Below are 18,915 nucleotides of genomic sequence, written 5' to 3' on the forward strand. Positions count from 1 at the left end.
CTCGCGGCTGTCGCCGGTTGCGGGGCCGGCTGAGGAGGGTCGAGGCGTGTCGGCGGTGGGGACGCATAGGCACTATCCTAGTGATGCCACCCTAACGCGTAAGGAGCACTATGGAACTCTTGGCCACGATCGAGATCCCCCGCGGTTCGCGCAACAAGTACGAAGTCGACCATGAGACCGGCCGGGTCAAGCTCGACCGCTACCTCTTCACCTCGATGCAGTACCCCGCGGACTACGGCTTCATCGAGGACACCCTCGGCAACGACGGGGATCCCCTCGATGTGCTCGTGCTGCTCACCGAGCCCCTGTTCCCCGGTGTGCAGGCCGACGTCCGCCCGATCGGCATGTTCCAGATGGAGGACGAAGCCGGTGGCGACGACAAGGTTCTCGCCGTGCCCGCGGGCGATCCGCGCTGGGACTCCTACCAGGACATCGCGGACGTCAACCAGTTCACCCTCGACGAGATCGAGCACTTCTTCACCCGCTACAAGGACCTCGAGCCCGGCAAGTTCGTCAAGGGATCGAACTGGGTCGGCCGCGCCGAGGCCGAAGCCGAGGTCAACGCCTCGATCGAGCGCTTCAAGACCAGCGACCACTGAGCAGGCGCTGACCGCGGCTCAGGCCTCCGCGGCTCGAGCCGCCCGGCTCACCTCATCGACCGCCTCGACGATCACGTCGGGGCGGTCGATCATCATCAGATGCCGGGAGTCGAGGACCTCTCGCCTCCGCAGGTCGGCGAACGCCCGGCCGAGGATCCGCTCACGGCGCAGGTTCGACAGGGGTGGGGCCTCGAGCGCCGAGGTGGGGGCGCCGACCGGCTCCGTCGACTGACGCAGGGCGTGGAGATCCGCCCCCTGACTGCGGTAGCTCAGCCATTCCGCGAGTGAGGCCTTGAGCGTCTCCGGATCGGCGTAGGGATCCTTGAACGCCGCCTGATCGAGCGCACGGCCCGACCCCGACTGCCGCGCGAACCCGCGGTGGGACAGCAGCGAGGCGAGCTGCCCGATCTCCGTGCGCGTCGTCAGCGCCCCGAGGATGGGCAGCAGGGTCGCCCGCGACAGGGCGCCGGCGCTGCCCCGGTGCCGGTAGTCCTCGATCGACGGATCGACGAGGACGATGCCGGCCACGCGCTGCGGATGCAGCCGGGCGAACGCCTCGGCGCGGAACGACGCCATCGAATGGGCGACGATGACGACACGCTCGTGTCCTGAGATCGCCCGCTCCATCGACGCGATCTCCGTGGCGAGGTCGGGCAGGATGCCCGGCCAGGCGGTGCCGGCGAACCCTGGGCGGTCGCTGGCGATGACATCGCGGTCGGGCATCGCCTCGATGACCGGGGCCCAGCTCGCCGCCGCGATCGCACAGCCGTTGAGCAGCAGGACCGGCAATGCGTCGGCACCGTCCTCGAGCGCTGCACCGTCGTCATGGGCCCGGCGCGCCTCGGCACTGTCACCGGACTCCCCCGCCGAGGCGGTGCCCGGGCGCCGATAGACCGTGTACCCGTCGATGACGGTCGTCGCGAGATCTGCGAACCGGCTCTCAGCTGACACGGCTGTCCTCACTGTCGACCGCCTCGGCAGGGTTCCGGGTTCCGGTGCCGCGGTCGATGACGGCCGCCCAGCCGAGGTGCGCTGCCCACGCGGCGATGATGAGCACGGCGACGGCCTGGACGTAGCCCTGCCCGGTCCGCCACAGCATCTCGATGACGACCGAGGACACATTCGTCACCAGCAGGGCCGCGAGCATGATGACGACCCCGCGGGCATACGCCGTGCGCACCCTGCCCTGCCGGCGCAGGGCGAGGAAGGCGAGGAGCATGCTCGCCAGGGCCCCGAGCGCGACGAGCGAGGAGGCGATCGCGTGGAGGAGGAAGTCGGGCCGCAGCGGATTCGCGGTGTACTCGGCGTAGCAGGCATCGTCGAAGCTCTGCGCGCACGGCAGCGCGGCGATGGCATCGCCGATCGTGCCGAGTCCCGTGATCGCCACGGCGACCGCCACCCAGACCGAGAGCCGCCCGAAGCGCGTCCGCCACCCCCGCACCCCGAGGCCCGCGATGAGGACCATGAGGGCTCCGGCGATCGCGTCACCGGTGCGGAAGACCCACGAATACGGCTGATCGGCTGCGGCGAGCTCCGAGACGTAGCCGGCCAGCGGGTACGGCTGCGGGCTCAGCGCCAGCAGGACCCACGAGTCGTAGGACAGCAGCACGGCTGCGGCGAGGAGGACGGCGGTGCGGCGCATGCTCAGTATCCGCGCGGTTTGGCCAGCGGGAAGGTGATCGTCGACCGGATCGTCTGCTGGGTGAAGAGCATGACGAGCCGGTCGAGTCCCATGCCGAGCCCACCGGCCGGCGGCATGCCGTACTCGAGGGCGCGGAGGAAGTCCTCGTCGAGCTCCATCGCCTCGGGGTCGCCGCCGGCGGCGGCCAGCGACTGAGCAGTCAGGCGCTGTCGCTGGACGACGGGGTCGACGAGCTCGGAGTACGCAGTGCCGAGCTCGGAGCCGAAGATGATGAGGTCCCACTTCTCGGCGAGCTTCGGGTCCGTGCGATGCTGCCTGGTCAGCGGCGAGGTCTCGGCCGGGAAGTCCGTGTAGAAGGTCGGGGCGACCGTCTGGGACTCCGCGACCTCCTCGTAGATCTCCTGGAGCAGCATGCCCCATCCCCACTTCGGGTTGACGGTGACCCCGGCCTTCCGCGCCAGGGTGCGCAGCGCCTCGATCGAGGTGTCGGTCGTGACCTCCTCGCCCATCTTCTGCGAGACGACGTCGGTGAGCGAGATCGTCGTCCACTCATCGGCAAGGTCGATCTCGTGGTCGACGCCGTCGACGGTGCCGCGCACGATCGTCGTGCCCAGCGACGCCTGGGCGGCGTTGATGACCATCGTGCGGGTGAGCTCGCGCATCGTGGTGTAGTCGCCGCCGGCCTGGTAGGCCTCGAGCATCGAGAACTCCGGGTTGTGGGTCGCGTCGACGCCCTCGTTGCGGAAGTTCCGCCCGATCTCGAACACCCGGTCGAAGCCGCCGACGAGGAGCCGCTTGAGGTAGAGCTCCGGGGCGATGCGGAGGTAGAGGTCGAGGTTGTAGGCATTGATGTGGGTGAGGAACGGCCGCGCGTTCGCCCCGCCGTGGACAGTCTGGAGGATCGGGGTCTCGACCTCGAGGAAGTCCCGCGACTGCAGGGTCTCCCTGATCGTCTGGAACGCGAGCGAGCGGACGACCATGAGGTCGCGCTGGCCGGTGTTCATCGTGAAGTCGAGGTAGCGCTGGCGCACCTTCGCCTCCGGGTCGGTCAGCCCCTCGTGGAGGCTCGGCCACGGACGCAGGGACTTCGCCGTCATCGTCCATCCGGTGACGATGAACGACGGGGTGCCGGTGCGGGAGACGCCGTCGTAGCCGGTCACGGAGATCCGGTCACCGCGGGAGAGCCACGACTGCAGCCGGGAGAGGGATTCGGCGCCGAGGTTGTCGCGTTCGCACACGAGCTGGACGTCGTGGCCCTGGGTGCGCAGGTCGAGGAAGACGACTCCGCCGTGGTCGCGGATGCCGAGCACCCGCCCGTCGAGGACGGTGCCGGGCACGGCGTCGGCGGCCGCCTCGGCGGGATAGGGCTCCACCCCGGAGGCAAGCATCCGCTCGCGCACATCGAGACGGTGGCGCACCTGATCGGGAACCCGGGACGCGGAATCGGCCACCGGCGCCGAGGCGGTGATCCCGAGCAGCGGAGCGGCTTCCTCCGGGGTGTAGATCGGCTGGTCGTGCTGACCCTTGCCGAAGATCTTCGGCGGGGTGAGGAAGCCTTCGGCGATGCTCACGGCCAGGCCGATCCGGGCGAGGTCCGACCCTTCCGGATAGCAGAGCATCCGGGGCACCCAGGTCGGATGGTACTTCTCATTGGACCGGTAGAGGGATTCGAGCTGCCAGAACCGGGAGAGGTAGAGGAGGACGTTGCGCCACAGTCGCTTGATCGGCCCGGCCCCGAGCTCCTTGCCCTGCTCGAACGCGGAGCGGAAGACGGCGAAGTTGAGTGAGACCGACGCGATGCCCAGGTCCGGTGCCTCGCGCATGAGGCCGGCGACCATGAACTCCGTGACGCCGTTCTCCGCGAACGGGTGACGGCGCATGAGGTCGAGGGACGCTCCGGAGTTCCCCCACGGCACGAAGCAGAGGAGGCCCGCCGTGGTCCCGGCGAGGGTCCCCGCATCGGCGGGGAAGAGCGCTTCGATGACGAGGCCGTCGGCGTCGGCAGGGTCACCGAAACGGCCGAGGGCCATGGAGAATCCCCGCTCGGTGTCGCCGTCGCGCCATTCGTCGGCGAATCGGGAGAGGCGCTCGAGGTCGTCGGCGGGGATCTCGGCCTGCCTGCGGGTGCGGATCGTGTAGCCGAGGCCCGAGAGCTTCGCGACCGCGCGCTGGACCTCGGGCAGCGCGGAGAGGGTGAAGTCCTTCGTGAAGAGCACCGCTTCATCGCCGACGTGGAGGACTTTGAGACCCGCGTCGTGGTACGCCTGCGCACCCTGCTTCGACGCCGCGAGCACGGCGGGAACCCAGCCGTAGGACTCGGCATAGGCGACGAACGCGCGGGCGGCCCCCACCCACTGGGACGGCGGCCCGATGGGATCGCTCGCGACGAGGCAGACACCGGCCTGGACCCGATAGGTCAGGACGCAGTCGTCGGTGAAGAAGGCGGACCGGTCGCGCCTCGTCGAGAAGTAGCCGAGGGAGTCCGAGTCGTGGTCGGCCAGTCCCTGCCGGATCTCGCGCTCCTGGGCGATGTCGATGCGCTCGGCGTCGCGGGCGGACCGCAGGAGCGTCCAGAAGGCGAGGATGATGCTCGCTCCGGATCCGAAGCCGAAGACCGTGAGCATCCAGCTCGATTCGGTGTTCTGCTTGGCGCCGAAGAGTTCGAGGACGATGTCCCTCGCCTGGGTCATCGTCAGACCTCCGATGACGAACTGGCAGGTGAGCACCACGAGCACGGTGATGACGATGCCGATGGCGAGGACCGCGATGGCTTTGAGGAAGCCCCGCGGCTGCGTCTTCGCGGTGTACCACCTGCGGTAGATGAGCGCTCCGACGAGACCCGCGACCGGGAGGATCGCCGCCGTGGCGAGATCGACGGTCAGCTCTTCGGGAGCCAGGACGGCGAAGCCGACGACGAGGAGGACGTAGAGGGCGAGGAGAACGGCAAGCAGGACGACGAAGACCCACCAGGCGACGCGCTTGCGGAAGCTCAGAGCGGCAGCGAGCACGATGAGCACGACCGAGGAGACGAAGTCGACCGGGGTGACGAGGACGACCCATGTCCAGAGGAACTCGAAGACCTGGCCGAGCCAGCTGTCCACCGGGGTGACGAGGTTGACGAGCATGAGCACGGCGAGGATCGTGAGCACGCGGGGCAGCCAGCGGACGAAGAACGGGGTGTCTGTCGGCGGGGAGATGTCAGAGGGGGGGCATGGGGAGAATCCTTTCACACTGCTCCGGCGTGGGCCCTCAGGTGCGGACCAGGCCACGTCGCTCCTGTTGCCCAGGTCACATATGGTGCCACGGAAGCGACGGCCGACGGCAATGGCCGACCGCGCGATTTCTGCTTAGGTTACCCTAATGAGAAGTGTGGGCCAGGGTGTGCGATTCTCGTGACATGAAACTCGACCATGTGTCCTTCGCCAGTGAACCTGACGGCTATCGAGCGACCGCCGAGCGCATCTCGGACCAGCTCGGAGTGGTTCCCTACGACGGCGGGGTGCATCCGCGTTTCGGTACCCGGAATCTCATCTTCCCGCTTGCGGGCGGCCATTACCTCGAAGTCGTCGAAGCCTTGGAGCACCCGGCCGCTCTCTCGACACCCTTCGGTCAAGCTGTGCGGACGCGCTCCGAACTCGGCGGCGGCTGGATGGGCTGGTGCGTGTCCGTCGACGACCTCTCCGAGGTCGAGACTCGCCTTGAGCGCAAGGCCGTCGACGGCAATCGCACGCCCGAGTCGGGAGAAGAGCTCAAGTGGCTGCAGATCGGTGTCAAGGGGCTCATCGCCGACCCCCAGCTGCCGTTCTTCATCAAGTGGTCCGCCGATTCGTCTCAGCATCCCTCCTCGTACAAGACTAACGAGGATGTCTCGATCGACACCCTCCAGATCGCGGGCGACCGCGACCGCCTGCGCGACTGGCTCGGCACCGACGATGCCAAGCCGATCCCGGAGATCCACATCGACTGGTCGGCCCCGCACGGCGCCCCCGGCATCATGTCGGTGACGTTCGAGACCGAGAAGAACGGCCTCGTCACGATCTGAGCCGGGCACCTCGGTGCGGCCGGAGACCTTCGGCACGGCCGCAGACATCGCAGACGATGAGGTCTGCCCGCCGCACGGTCGCGCTGCCTGCCCGGCTGACCGTTTGTCCTCACAGCACCGAGGTGATTGCGCCGAACCGGCGCAATCACCTCGGTGCTGTGCAAACGCAGCCTCAGGCCGGGGTCGGGCCCTCGGTGCCGTCGGTCGGGTCCGTCGGGACCGCCTCGGCGGCCTTCTTCCGCTTGAGGTGAGCGGCCGTGGCCAGTGCACCACCGGCCGCGAGCAGTCCCGCTCCCCCGCCGAGGAGGGGCAGAGTGGCGTCGGTGCCCGTCCGCGGCAGGTCGCCGCCGTTCGAGCCGGCACCTCCCGAGCCCGATCCGCCGGACCCGGAGCCTGCACCGGAACCACCCGAGCCCGCGCCGGACCCTCCCGAGCCCGCATCGCCTGCGGCCGCCGCACCGGCGGCTGCGGCATCCTTCGCCCCGTCCTGCGACCCGTTCGTCGAGCCGGACGAGTCAGCGGCCGATCCGGCGTTCGCGCCGTCCTCGTCGCCGTTGTCCGAGTCCTCGTCGCCGTTTCCGCCGTCGGAGTCCTGGTCGGCGTCCTTGGGGTCCTCGGTCGGCGGGGCGGTCGGATCCTCGCCGCTGCCCTTGATGACCTGGACGACGGTCGGTCGCGGCAGGGCGGCGACTCCGGCGTCGACGTCGGTCTCCTCGACGTAGTCGGGGAAGCGCGAGTGCTGATTCGACCACTCGCCGTCCTCACCCGGATGCTGGACGGCGACGAATGCCGAGTCGTAGGAGTCGTGGACGAGCGGACCGCAGACCTCGGCTTCCCGCGGCACGGAGAGGAACTGTTCGACGCGACCGCGCTCATCGCCCTCGATGGTCACCCTGAAGAGTCCGTCGCAGTACCCGATGCCGTCGGGGGCGCCGTCGGTCGAGATCCACAGGTTCCCGGCGGTGTCGAAGGTGACGTTGTCCGGGCACGAGATCGGCGAGACCTGGTCGGCGGGGAACCCGGAGAAGTACGTGGCGTCTCCCTGCTTCGGGTCGCCGCAGACGAGGAGCAGCGTCCAGTCGAATTCGGTGCCCGTGTGGTCGCCGCCGCGTTCGGTGATCTCGACGATGTGCCCGTCGCGGTTCTCCGTGCGCGGGTTCGCCTCGTCGGCGGCGGCCTTTCCGTCCGTCCCGCGGTCGGAGTTGTTCGTGCACGCGACGTAGATCTTCCCGTTGACCGGGTTGGGTTCGACGTCCTCGCAGCGGTCCATCTTCGTCGGGCCCACCTTGTCGGCGGCCAGACGGGTGTTGACGAGCACCTCGGCGACAGACATGCCGGCCACCTGCGACTGTCCGTCCTTGACCAGCGGCAGCCATTGCCCGGACCCGTCGAACTCACCGTCGGACGGCACTGCTCCGCTGCCGTCGATCTCGCCCTTCGGCGAGTTGCCGGTGAACTTCGCGACGTAGAGGTCGCCCTCGGAGAGCAGTCGCATGTTCCGCTGCCGGTCACCCTCGACGTACGTGTCCTTCGAGACGAACTTGTAGAGGTAGTCGAACTTCTCGTCATCACCCATGTAGGCGACTGCGTGGCCGGAGTCGGCGATGGTGATGTTCGCACCCTCGTGTTTGAAGCGGCCCATGTTCGTGTGCTTGAGCGGGGTCGAGTTCGGGTCCCACGGATCGACCTCGACGATCCAGCCGAAGCGGTTGGCTTCGTTGGCGTACCCGGCGGAGTTCGTGTCGAAGCGGTCGAGATCGGCTTCCCATCCGTACGCGGACGGCTCGTCGGTCAGCCCGTAGCGCTTGTCCGCCGCCGAGGTGCCCACCGCCCTGAAGTACGAGTTGAAGTTCTCCTCCCCGGAGACCAGGGTGCCCCACGGGGTGAGCCCGCCGGCGCAGTTGCCGAGCGTGCCCTGGACCCGGTCGCCGTTGGGGTAGTCCTTCGTCCGGAGCATGTCGGTGCCCGCGGCGGGACCGGTGAACGCGTATTCGGTGTCGATGAGGAACCGGCGGTTGCGCTGCCCGCTGACGTCGAGCGTCCACGGGGTCGTCTCGTTCGTCCGCTTCAGTTCGGCGACGGTGAGTCCGTGCGCGTCCCGGCTGATGGCGCGTCTGCGGGACTCCTCCATGTCATCGGGGTACATGATGGCGTCGTTCGTGTACTCCTGATTGGCGAAGAGCACTGCCCGATTGCCGTCCCCGGAGTCGTCGATCTGGATCTGGAGGAAGTCGTTGTTGTAGCCGAACTGCTTCCGCTGCGCCTCGACGGTCTGGTTCTCCGGGTCGAACTTCGGCGCGTCAGGGAACAGCGGGTCGCCCCAGCGCACGATCGGATGCCACGAGTAGCCCTCCGGCACGACGAGCTCGTCGACCTCGAACTGGACGGGCTCGATCGCGGAGAACTCGAGGGTGCCGCCGGGGGCTGCGGCCGCACGGCGGGCGGTGGGGCTCGGGGCCGTCGTCACGGCGACGGCGAGAGCGCCTGCCGCCGAGGCGCCGAGCATGGCCCGCCGGCTCAGCTGCGCCCCGACGATGTCGCGGAAGTAGCCGTTGGACGAGGTGTTGCAGATCTCCTTCGCACACGCGTTGTCGCATTTGAGAGCGCAGGTCACAGGGCTGCGCTTGCCGCGCACGTGTCCGGCCATGGGCAGCAGCTGGCGCAATGGTGCCATCGGGTGGTCTCCTCGGATCCGACGATTCGCTCGGCACCGCTGTGCTGCCGGGTCGCGGCAGCCGCACCCGCGGTGCACACTCGCCCGAGGCTTCCAGCGCCGGTTGGCGGCCAGCCGACGAGACGGTGAACGCGAGGTGAATGCCGAAGGACCCTTGTCGGATCACCGGGGGTCGACGAGGGCGAGCACCCCGGGGGCGACGAATCCGACGACGTCGATGAGCGTGTGCGCCCACACGAGCGGCATGAGCCGACCGGTGCGCATGAAGAACCACCCGAAGATGATGCCCATCGCGAAGTTCCCGAGGAACGGCCCGATCCCCTGATAGAGGTGGTAGCTCGCGCGGAAGAGGGCGAGGGCGATGATGATCGTCCACGGCCGATAGCCGAGTTCGCGGAGGCGCTCGGCGCCGAATCCGAAGAGGAGGACCTCTTCGAGGATCCCGTTCTTCGCCGCCGCGAGGATGAGGACGGGGATCGTCCACCAATGGTCGCCGAGGTTGGCCGGCTGCACCTCGGCGGTGATCCCGAGTGCCCTGCCGCCCGCGTAGATCCCCAGGGTGCCGATCCCGATGACGAGGAGGAGGCCCACGCCCTGGCCGAAGTCGCGGACTCTGTGGCCCTGGACGCCGAGGCGTTCGTTCAGGGGCCTTCGGTCGGAGTCACGGGTGAGGAGGTAGAGGGCGAGCGCGACGGGGACGAGGGAGAACCCGATGTCGAGGAGCTGGTAGACGAGGTCGAAGAGCGGCCGCGGGTTGAGTGAGGTGTTGAGCTTCGCCTCGGCGTCGCTGATGGGGCCGCGGGTGACGATGTCGGCCAGCCGCACGACCGCGTAGACCGCGGACTGGCCGAGGGAGAGCGCGGCGACGAGCCCGAGCTCGATCCACAGGCGTCTGCGCTCCCGCGGGGCGGCCGCGGTCTCCGTGCTCACCGTCGTTCTCCTCCGTCTCGTCGTCAGTGCTTCGGTTCGTCGTCAGTGCTTCGGTTCGTCGCGGCCCGCGGCGGAACCTGTCCGGGGACCCGCCTCGGACTCGGATCCGGACTCCGGCTCGGATCCGGCGGCCGCGGTCGGGGATCCTGGCGACAGGGATCCGGCCGGCGCTGACCCGACTGGCGCTGACCCGGCCGGGGCACCCACGGTCGCGGTCTCCCGGTCGGCGGCGCGCGCCTCGGCGACGTCGAGGACCTGCCCGCGGGCCATGTTCTTCACGTGCCGCTTCTCGGCCCGGCGCTCCTTCGCCCCCTCGAGGAGGAGGTAGAGGACGGGGACGAGGATGAGCGTGAGGATCGTCGAACTGACGAGTCCGCCGATGACGACGATCGCGAGCGGCTTCGAGATGAACACGCCTCCGCCGGTGAGCCCGAGCGCCATCGGGATGAGCGCGAAGATCGTCGCCGCCGCCGTCATGAGGATCGGTCGGTACCGCAGGCGCGCACCGCCGACGATCGCCGGCCGCAGCTCGACCCCGCGGGCGCGGAAGTGGTTGATGAGGTCGATGAGGACGATCGCGTTCGTCACGACGATGCCGATGAGCATGAGCAGACCGATCATCGCCGTGAGCCCCATCGCGGTGTCGGTGAGGAGGAGCAGCGCGATCGATCCGGTCGCCGCGAACGGGATCGAGACGAGGAGGATGAGCGGCTGGAGCAGTGACTTGAAGGTCGCGACCATGATGACGAAGACGATGAGGATCGCGGCGAGCATCGCCAGCCCCAGCTGGGAGAACGCGTCCTGCTGCTCCTCGGTGGCGCCGCCCGTGTCGACGGTGACGCCGTCGGGGATGTCGACCTCGCCGAGGGCCGTCTGCACATCGGCCGACAGCGTGCCGAGGTCGTCTCCGGCGGGGGTGACCGACACCGTCGTCGACCGCTGACTGTTCGTGTGGCGGATGTTCGGTGCGGTCTTCACCTCGTTGACGTCGGCGACCTCGTCGAGTTCGATGAACCGCGGCTCGGCCGGCGGCGCAGCCCCTGCACCTGCACCAGCGCCGGCACCTGCACCAGCGCCGGCACCTGCACCTGCACCTGCTCCGGCGCCAGCTCCGGCACCAGCTCCGGCACCGCCGGGGGCGGTCGGGGTCTCGGGTGCGGCGGGGATCTCGAGGCTGCGCAGCTCGTCGACCGTCGTCGCCTCGCGGTCGAAGAGGAGGACGGAATGGGTGACGTCGTCGATGACGACGTCGCCGATCGTCTGCCCGCGCATCGCCCGCTGGACGTACTGGCCGATCGCCGCCTCGGTGAGGTTCTCCTCAGCCGCCTTCTCCGAGTCGACGGTGACTTCGATGACCGGTTGGACGGCCTCGACGTCGCTCGTCACGGACTGGGTGCCGGGCACCTGCTCGAGCCGGTCGGCGACGGTCTGCGTCGTCTCCTCGAGGACCTGCGTGTCGGTGGACGTCAGGGTGACGTCGATCGTCTGCGCACCCGGCGTCGAACTCTGATCCTCGACCTCGACCTGACCCACGCCCTCGAGGGCGTCGAACTCGTTCTGCAGCTCGGTCGTGACCGACTGCGCCGAGACACCGTCCTTCGTGTTGACGATGTACGTGCCCGTCAGGCCCGAATCGTCGACGAAGCCGAAGTTCGACCCGCCGATCGACACCTGATAGGACTCGACGTTCTCATCAGCGGCGAGGATGTCCTCGACCTGCCGTGCCTGGTCGGAGGCCTCGGTGAGGTCGGTGCCCGGATCGAAGGTCTGGCTCACCTGCAGCTGCTCCTGGCCGGTGTCGCCGAAGAGCTCGGTCTTCAGCTGCGGCACCATGAGTCCGGTGCCGACGAGGATGATGACCGCGGCGAGGATCATGATGACCGGATGCTTGGTCGAGAACGAGATCACCGGCATGTACGTCTTCTGCAGGCGCGTGACCGGGGAGTGGAGCGCGGCGAGTTCGTCGACCTCCGCCTCGTCGCGCCCCACCGAGGCGGCCGACCTTGCGGCATCGGACCCCGCGGCATCGGATGCGAAGGCGCCCCCGGACCCTGACCGCGGGCGCGATCCCCCGCCCGCGGCTGCCGACCCCGCGGGCACGAGTCCCTCGTCGGTCTCGACGGCGCCGCCGGCATCGTGGCGCCCAGCGGTGAGGATGCTCTGCTTCTTCGCGGCCTTGCGCGCCGCTTTCCGCTCAGTGCGCCATTGCCCGAGCATCTGCCTGCGGCTGCGGCGGATCTCCGCCTTCTCCTCCCGGGTGAGTTTGACCGTCGACTCCCGCTGCCTGAGGAACCAGTATGCGAGGACCGGCACGATCGTCAGCGCGACGAAGAGGCTCGAGAGCAGGGCGATCGTCGCGGTGAGCGCGAAGGGACGGAACATCTCCCCCGTCTGACCGGTGACGAACGCGAGCGGGAGGAAGACGGCGACCGTCGTCAGGGTCGAGGCGGTGATGGCTCCGGCCACCTCGGCGACGGCGGCGAGGATGTTGGCGAACTTGTCTCCGCCGGCGGCGTGCCTACGACGGATCGCCTCGATGACGACGATCGAATCGTCGACGACGCGACCGACGGAGATCGTCAGCGCGCCGAGGGTGAGCATGTTGAGCGTCTCCCCGCCCACCCACAGGCCGATGAGGGCGATGAGGAGGGAGAGCGGGATCGAGATCGCGGTGATGATCGTCGCGCGCACCGACAGGAGGAAGACGAGGATGACGAGGACGGCGAAGATGAGGCCGAGCATGCCCTCGCCCAGCAGGTCCTCGATCGACTGCTCGATGAAGGGGGCCTGATCGAACGCGGAGACGAACTCCGTGTTGTCGCCCATCGTCCGCTCGAGGTCGGGCAGCCGCTCCGCCACCGCGTGGGAGACGTCGACGGTGTTCGCGTCGGATTCCTTCATCACCGACACCGACAGCGAGGGCTGGCCGTTGGTCCGGGAGATCGATTCGACGGGAGCGTCGGCGATCGCGACATCGGCGACGTCGCCGAGCGTGATCGGTCCGTCGCTGCCGGTGACCGCGAGGTTCTTGATCGCGTCGACCGAGCGCAGGCGGCTGCCGACCTCGACCGGTGCCGTGCCCTCGCTGCTGTTCAGGTCCCCCGCCGAGGTGGGGATGCCGTTGGACTGGAGAAGTGAGGCGATCTCGTCGACGCTGGCGCCTTCGTCCTCGAGGTCGTCCTGGCGGATGCGGATGTCGACCTGCTTCGTCCGGGCCCCGGCGATCTGGACTTGGGAGACGCCGTCGACCTTGGAGAGTTCGGGTTCGACGATGTCGTTGAGCTCTGCGGCGAGCTTGTCCTCATCGGCGTCGGAGGTCACGGAGAGTGCGAGGACGGGGATGTCGTCGGTGCTCAGGGTCAGCACATTGGGTTCGACGCCCTCGGGCAGCTGCGACTGCACCTGGGACACCGCGCGCTGCAGGGTGCGAACGATGTCATCGGAGTTCACGCCGTACTTCGTGCTCACGGTGATCGTCGACGACCCGGCCGAGGACACCGAGGTCATGTCCTCGACCTCGGAGAGCGGGGCGAGCGCTCCCTCGAGCGGGTCGGTGACTTCGCTTTCGACCGCCTGCGGGGTCGCGCCCTCGTACGTCGCGGTGACCGTGGCCTGCGGATTGTCGAGGGAGGGGAAGAGCTCCTGCTTGAGCGCTCCGGCCCCGATGACGCCGAAGATCACGGCGACGACGGAGATGAGTGCGATGAGCGCACGGTTCTTCAGACTCAGACGGGTCAGAAAACTCACTCGTGGACTTTCTTCTCGGGAAGCCGACCGGAGCCGCGACATACGACACCAGGGTCATCCTAGTGACCGGGACTGTGAGTGCGCCCGACACGGTCGACCGACGCTGCCGGACCGGCGCCCAGAATCCGCAACGACGCACTGAACCGACAAATACGCCGTTAGCGCAGAGCGTATTTGTCGGCTGGGGGCGTCGATGTCGGCGGCGGTGCCGGTTGAGGGCGTCACTGCCGGGTGAGGGCGTCACTGCCGGGTGAGGGCGTCGGTGGCGCGCCGACGCTGAGTCCCTGCCGACACGGTCGGCCGACCCCGCCGCACCGGCGCCCCGAATCCGCTTCGACGCCCTCAACCGACAAATACGCCGTTAGCGCAGAGCGTATTTGTCGGTTGAGGGCGTCGATGTCGGCGGCGGTGCCGGTTGAGGGCGTCACTGTCGGTTGAGAGCGTCGGTGAAGGCGCCGACTACGCTGCTGTCGACGTGTCGGTGTCGACGCCCACGTCACTCGCGCGCCGGCGACGGTGCCGACGGCGAACGCGCCTACTCCGCGGCCGCCGCACGCGGGCGGGTCTCGCGGCCCGTGATCCAGACGGCTGCGGCGATGAGGCCGAGGGCACCGGTGAGGAGGAACGCGGCGGAGTAGCTCGCGTGGTCGATGACGATGCCGGCGATGACAGGGCCGAGGATCGCCCCGCCGTCGAGGGCCATCTGGTACTTCGCGAGCACCCGGCCGCCCTTGCGATCGCGGCCGATGACGTCGGCGACCGCGGCCTGCTGAGCGGGATTGGCCAGCCCCGAGCCGATGCCGGCGATGATCGAGAGCACGAAGAAGAGCCAGATCGTCTCCGTGAATGCCAGTGCCGCAGTCGAGACTCCGAGGACGGTGAGGCCCCAGAGGATGAAGGGCTTGCGGCCGTACGTGTCGGCGAAGCGGCCGACGACGGCGACGGCCGAGGCGTTGCCGATCGCGAACATCGTCAGCGCCAGTCCCGCCACGGCGGTGTCGGCGCGCAGGATCTGGATCGCGAAGAGCGGGTAGATCGCCACGCGGATACCCATCGCCGACCAGCCCTGGACGAACGCGGAGACGAGCGCTGCGCGGTAAGCGGAGTCCCGCCACGCCTGTCGGAACGTCATCACCTCCTGGACGCGCTCGTCCTGCGCGGCCTCACGCCTCGCCCGTCCGGACTTCGTCGCCGACCCCGCCGAGGCGGTCGAAGCGAGGAACACCCGCACGACGGCGGCGGCGATGACGAGGCCGATCGCGTAGATGAGGAAGGGCAGGCGCATCCCCCACCCGGCCATGAGTCCGCCGAGCACGGGTCCGGCGATGCCGCCGACGAGGAACGCGGTGGCATACGTGCTCGACGCCTTCGCCCTGGCATCGACGGGGGCGAGACGGATGATGAGGGCCATCGCGGACACGGTGAACATCGTCGACCCGATGCCGCCGAGGCCGCGGAAGATCAGCAGCTGCCAGTAGTTCTGGGCGAACGCGACGGCTGCCGTGGAGGCGGCGACGACGAGGAGACCGGTGATGTAGATCCGCCGCTCCCCGAAGGCGTCGACGAGGCGGCCGGAGGTCGGGGAGAAGACGAACCGGAAGAACGCGAACGAGGAGACGACGATCGTCGCCGCCGTCACCCCGAAGTCGAAGCTCGCCGCGAACTGCGGGAGGACGGGGGCGATGATGCCGTAGCCGAGGGCGACGATGAACGCGGCCGCGACGAGGACGTAAATCTCCTTCGGCAGGCGACGGTCAGCGGCGGGCGCGGTGCCGTCGAGGTCGGCGGCCGCCTCGTCGCGCTGCCCCTCCTCGCCTCTCACAGGGTGTCGAGGAACTGGTCGGGATCGGGCAGGGGGCGGGTGCTCGTCGTCAGACGGGCCCGATAGCGATCGGGCACGCCCCCGATGTAGAACCAGCCCATGAGCAGCTCGCTGTCGTTCAGCCGGTGGAGACGGCGGACGGCGGGGGCGTTCGTCAGGGTGCCGCTGCGCCACATCACACCCCAGCCGGCCTGCCAGAGGGCGAGTTCGAGGAGGTGTCCGGCACCGGCAGCGGTCGCGTGCTGCTCCCATTCGGGGACCTTGGGGTGCGGTGTCGGCGAGGCGACGAGCGCGAGGAGGAGCTCGGCGCGCAGGGGTTTCGTATTCACCTCACCGGGCGCGCGGGTGACGCCTGCGGCCTCGTCGAGGGCGGCGCCGAGGCGGAGGCGGTCGTCTCCGCGGATGATGACGAACCGCCACGGCTTGAGCGCCTTGTGGTCAGCGACGGAGGAGATGATGCGGATGATCTCCCGCAGATCGGAATCGCTCGGGGTCTCCGGGTCGACCTTCGAGATCGAGCGCCGTGTCGCCAGAGCGTGGAGGACCGGGTCGGCGAGGGCGTCGATCGAGCTCGGCTGCGAATAGTCCGGTCCCGGGCGCCGCTCCTCCCCCGCCTCGGCGAGGGTGGAACCCACCGAGGTCGGGGACGGATCCCGGGACTCGGTGGGCGCGGTCTCGACCGACGGTCCGGCGGCGGTCCTCACGGCCTGGGCGGCGAGCCTCTTCGCCCACGGACCGGTCTCCCCATCGAGGAAATGGGTGCGCGCGAGCTCACGCTCGGCGGTCGAGCGCTTCGGCTTCTTCGCCGCCTTCTTCCCACAGCCGGACTTCTTCTTGCTCCCCACTCAGCTCACCCAGTTCGCGTAGGCCTTCCGCGCCTTCGACAGCTTCGGGTCGATGATCACCCGGCAGTAGCCGTTGTCGGGGTTGTTCGTGTAGAAGTCCTGGTGGACGGTCTCGGCCGGGTAGTAGGTGCCGAGCGGTTCGAGGGTCGTGACGATCGGGTCGTCGAAGTACTCCTGGGCTTCGGCGATCGCCTGCTCGAACTCAGCCTTCTCGTCATCGTCGCGGTAGAACATCGCCGACCGGTACTGGGTGCCGACGTCGTAGCCCTGGCGGTTGAGGCTCGTCGGGTCGTGACCGGTGAAGAAGAGACCGAGGATGATGCTCTCGGGCACGATCTCCGGGTCGAAGGTGACCTGGAGGGCCTCCGCGTGGCCGGTCGTTCCGCCGGCGACTTCACGGTAGTGGGGGTCGGGCGTGTCACCGCCGGTGTATCCGGAGACCACCGAGGTGACGCCCTTGGTGCGCTGGTAGACGGCATCGAGGCACCAGAAGCATCCGGCGCCGAGCGTGAGGGTGCGAAGTTCGCTCATAGTTGGTACAACGGCTTTCGGTTCAGCGTATTCCCGGGCCCGTGTGCGACCCGCCCGGGATCGTTCAGCAGTGCAGTCGACGAGGTGGTGCTCGACGGCGTGATGACTGACCGCTCGGTGCTCGGCAACTCGGTATTCGGGAGCTCGGCGCTGATCGGATCAGCTGCGGTCGGTGCGGAACGTGAGGTCGGCCGGTCGCGGCCAGTCGGCGAGCGTGAGCGGCGGTGGTTCCGGGGCGTCGTCGAATGCCACGTCGACGTCTTCGTCATCGAGGGTGTCCGGGTAGGCTTCCACGCCGTCGGGGTGGAGGGTTCCCGGTGCTGAGGCGCCGAGTCGCTCGGCGGTCTCGGCCGCCAGGACGAGGTCCTCCCCGTCCTCGGCGGCAAGCAGCTCGATGCGTGCGAGCAGTCCATCGGAGATCTCGAGGCTGAGCTCGAGCGCCGTGGGTTCGTCGTCTGCCGCACCGGTCAGCGCCTCCCCGGCCTCGACGACGCCGACGACGGGGTAGGTCTGGGTGGCGGGCACCGCGGCGGGCGCGTCCGAGTCGAGGTAGACGTCGATGCTCGAGATGTCCTCCTCGGCGAGCAGGGCCGCCAGATCCTCGTCGCTGAGCTCGATCGGATCGCTGCCGGGGAACTGCTTCGTCGAGTACGGCACCCACACGAAGAACCGCGCGTGCTCGAGTTGGGCGCGGACCACCTCGGCGACGTCCTGGGACTGCGGGTGCGGCTGGTCGAGGATCGCCTCGACGGAGGCCTGGATGTGAGGGGGCAGTTCGATCTCGACAGGGGCGAAGTCGGTGTGCCCGTCGAGGGCCTCGGCCGCGACGAACTCCTCGGCCTTGTCGAGGGCGAACGCGGAGACGGCCATGACCGTCGAGTTCACCGCGGCGTTGAGCCCCCGGCCGACCCCGGCCGGCAGCTTCGCATCCCAGCGGTCCTTGATGTCCTGGATCGGCGTCCACAGGGCCCAGCTCGCGGCCCCTGCGGCGATCGCGGCGGCGGCGTTGAGCACGGCCTGCGACTTCCACGTCGTGGCCTCGACCGTCCACGCCTCAGAGTCCTCATCGTCGACGCCGAGCCGCCCGAAAGCCGTGTCCTCATCGGCGAACGCGGAGTCCTGATCGGCGAAGGCCTTCGTTCCCCCGAGCCAGGTCAGGGCGGCGGTGGCCACGGCGTAGGCGGCGCGGACCACGGGCTCCTGACCGGCGGTGAAGTCGCGGCGGCGGACGATGCTCTGCGCTCCGGAGCCGAGCGTGGAGACGGCGCGGACGAGGAGGCGATGGCGTTGGGGGATATCGGGGAGACGCATGTCCACATCGAATCACGCGCACCTGAAGCGCGGGTGTGAATTCGCTGGCCGGACGGCGACGCCGGCCAGGCGGCGACGGCTCAGAGCACGAGCGAGCTCGGCAGGGTGAATCCGAGTTCCGCGGCGGCCGTCTGCGTCGAAGGCTGGTTCCACAGGCGAGCGACCGCCTCGTTCGTCGCCAGCGACCGCATCTCGGCCTTGTCGAGGAAGAGGATCCCGCCGAGGTGGTCGGTCTCGTGGGCGACGATGCGCGCTGACCAGCCGGTGACCTCCTCGGCGATCGGCGTGCCGTCGAGGTCGTTCCCGCGCAGGGCGATCGTCCGCGGGCGGGCGACGACGGCCTGATAGCCGGGAATCGAGAGGCAGCCTTCGTAGAAGGCGACCCGCTCCGACGTCGACGGCTCGTAGGAGGCATTGACGACGGTGCGGAACGGCAGCGGCTCCCGCTCGCGCACCGCGGCGGCCTCGGGGCTGACGGCGGCAGGGTCTTCGGCGACGAAGATCGACAGTCCGACCCCGACCTGCGGTCCGGCGAGGCCGACGCCCGGGGCGGCGTGCATGGTCGCTCGCATCACCTCGGCGAGGCGGGCCAGCGTCGCATCGTCGACCTGTCCGGAGAACGGCAGCACCGGGGTCCGCAGGATCGGGTCGCCGGCGTCGACGATGGGGGCGATCCCGCCGCCCGCCTCGGCCGCGGCGAGGACGGCATGGATCTGGTCGGCGACGAGACGGTCGGTGAGCTGCACGGGGGTTCTCCTGAAGGCGCGGGGTC

General features: G+C 69.2%; 13 protein-coding genes. 2 read left to right on the top strand and 11 right to left on the bottom strand.

Annotated features, from left to right (window positions below; translation table 11 throughout):
• The first annotated feature begins 110 nt into the window (after positions 1-110).
• Entirely contained in the window at positions 111-599 is a 489-nt protein-coding gene (locus FJ887_RS13795) for an inorganic diphosphatase (RefSeq protein WP_137824877.1), read from the top strand.
• Positions 600-617: 18 nt separating this feature from the next.
• On the opposite strand, the gene FJ887_RS13800 is transcribed toward FJ887_RS13795, so the two are convergent.
• From FJ887_RS13800 to lysX, 3 genes are read right to left on the bottom strand one after another with little or no spacing between them, the layout of a single operon-like run.
• Positions 618-1,550: an alpha/beta fold hydrolase gene (locus FJ887_RS13800; protein ID WP_171006999.1), complete on the bottom strand. Its 933-nt coding sequence runs from the start codon at positions 1,548-1,550 to the stop codon at positions 618-620.
• Positions 1,540-2,241, bottom strand: a complete 702-nt coding sequence (locus FJ887_RS13805; RefSeq protein WP_140955504.1) for a DUF998 domain-containing protein — start codon at positions 2,239-2,241, stop codon at positions 1,540-1,542. The genes FJ887_RS13800 and FJ887_RS13805 overlap by 11 nt, the downstream gene beginning before the upstream one ends.
• Positions 2,242-2,243: 2 nt before the next feature.
• Positions 2,244-5,471: a bifunctional lysylphosphatidylglycerol synthetase/lysine--tRNA ligase LysX gene (gene lysX, locus FJ887_RS13810; RefSeq protein WP_219993838.1), complete on the bottom strand. Its 3,228-nt coding sequence runs from the start codon at positions 5,469-5,471 to the stop codon at positions 2,244-2,246.
• Positions 5,472-5,638: 167 nt separating this feature from the next.
• Between lysX and FJ887_RS13815 the strand changes: the two genes are divergently transcribed.
• Entirely contained in the window at positions 5,639-6,283 is a 645-nt protein-coding gene (locus FJ887_RS13815) for a VOC family protein (RefSeq protein WP_137824873.1), read from the top strand.
• Positions 6,284-6,455: 172 nt separating this feature from the next.
• Here FJ887_RS13815 and FJ887_RS13820 read toward each other — a convergent pair whose 3' ends face one another.
• The 8 genes from FJ887_RS13820 to FJ887_RS13855 all read right to left on the bottom strand — a co-directional run bounded on the left by FJ887_RS13820 (position 6,456) and on the right by FJ887_RS13855 (position 18,889).
• Positions 6,456-8,957 carry a PhoX family protein gene (locus FJ887_RS13820; RefSeq protein WP_140955503.1) on the bottom strand — a complete coding sequence of 834 codons (2,502 nt, stop codon included), beginning with the start codon at positions 8,955-8,957 and terminating at the stop codon, positions 6,456-6,458.
• Between the two features lie 162 nt (positions 8,958-9,119).
• Complete coding sequence (locus tag FJ887_RS13825; RefSeq protein WP_137824872.1) at positions 9,120-9,887, bottom strand: CPBP family intramembrane glutamic endopeptidase; 768 nt, start codon at positions 9,885-9,887, stop codon at positions 9,120-9,122.
• 42 nt (positions 9,888-9,929) lie between these two features.
• A complete protein-coding gene (locus tag FJ887_RS13830; RefSeq protein WP_140955502.1) occupies positions 9,930-13,634 on the bottom strand; it encodes an efflux RND transporter permease subunit in 3,705 nt (1,234 codons plus the stop codon).
• A gap of 535 nt (positions 13,635-14,169) precedes the next feature.
• On the bottom strand, positions 14,170-15,456 hold the full coding sequence (locus FJ887_RS13835; RefSeq protein ID WP_140955501.1) for an MFS transporter: 1,287 nt from the start codon (positions 15,454-15,456) through the stop codon (positions 14,170-14,172).
• Positions 15,453-16,301 (bottom strand): nitroreductase family protein, encoded by an 849-nt coding sequence (locus FJ887_RS18585; RefSeq protein WP_171006998.1) that lies wholly within the window; start codon positions 16,299-16,301, stop codon positions 15,453-15,455. Before FJ887_RS18585 ends, FJ887_RS13835 begins: the two co-directional genes overlap by 4 nt.
• Positions 16,302-16,832 carry a peptide-methionine (S)-S-oxide reductase MsrA gene (msrA, locus tag FJ887_RS13845; protein ID WP_137824869.1) on the bottom strand — a complete coding sequence of 177 codons (531 nt, stop codon included), beginning with the start codon at positions 16,830-16,832 and terminating at the stop codon, positions 16,302-16,304.
• 159 nt (positions 16,833-16,991) lie between these two features.
• A complete protein-coding gene (locus FJ887_RS13850; RefSeq protein WP_137824868.1) occupies positions 16,992-18,143 on the bottom strand; it encodes a hypothetical protein in 1,152 nt (383 codons plus the stop codon).
• Positions 18,144-18,223: 80 nt separating this feature from the next.
• Entirely contained in the window at positions 18,224-18,889 is a 666-nt protein-coding gene (locus FJ887_RS13855) for a peptide deformylase (protein WP_137824867.1), read from the bottom strand.
• Between the last annotated feature and the right edge of the window lie 26 nt (positions 18,890-18,915).

The sequence above is a fragment of the Brevibacterium sp. XM4083 genome, from assembly GCF_006489205.2.
Taxonomy (GTDB): Bacteria; Actinomycetota; Actinomycetes; order Actinomycetales; family Brevibacteriaceae; genus Brevibacterium.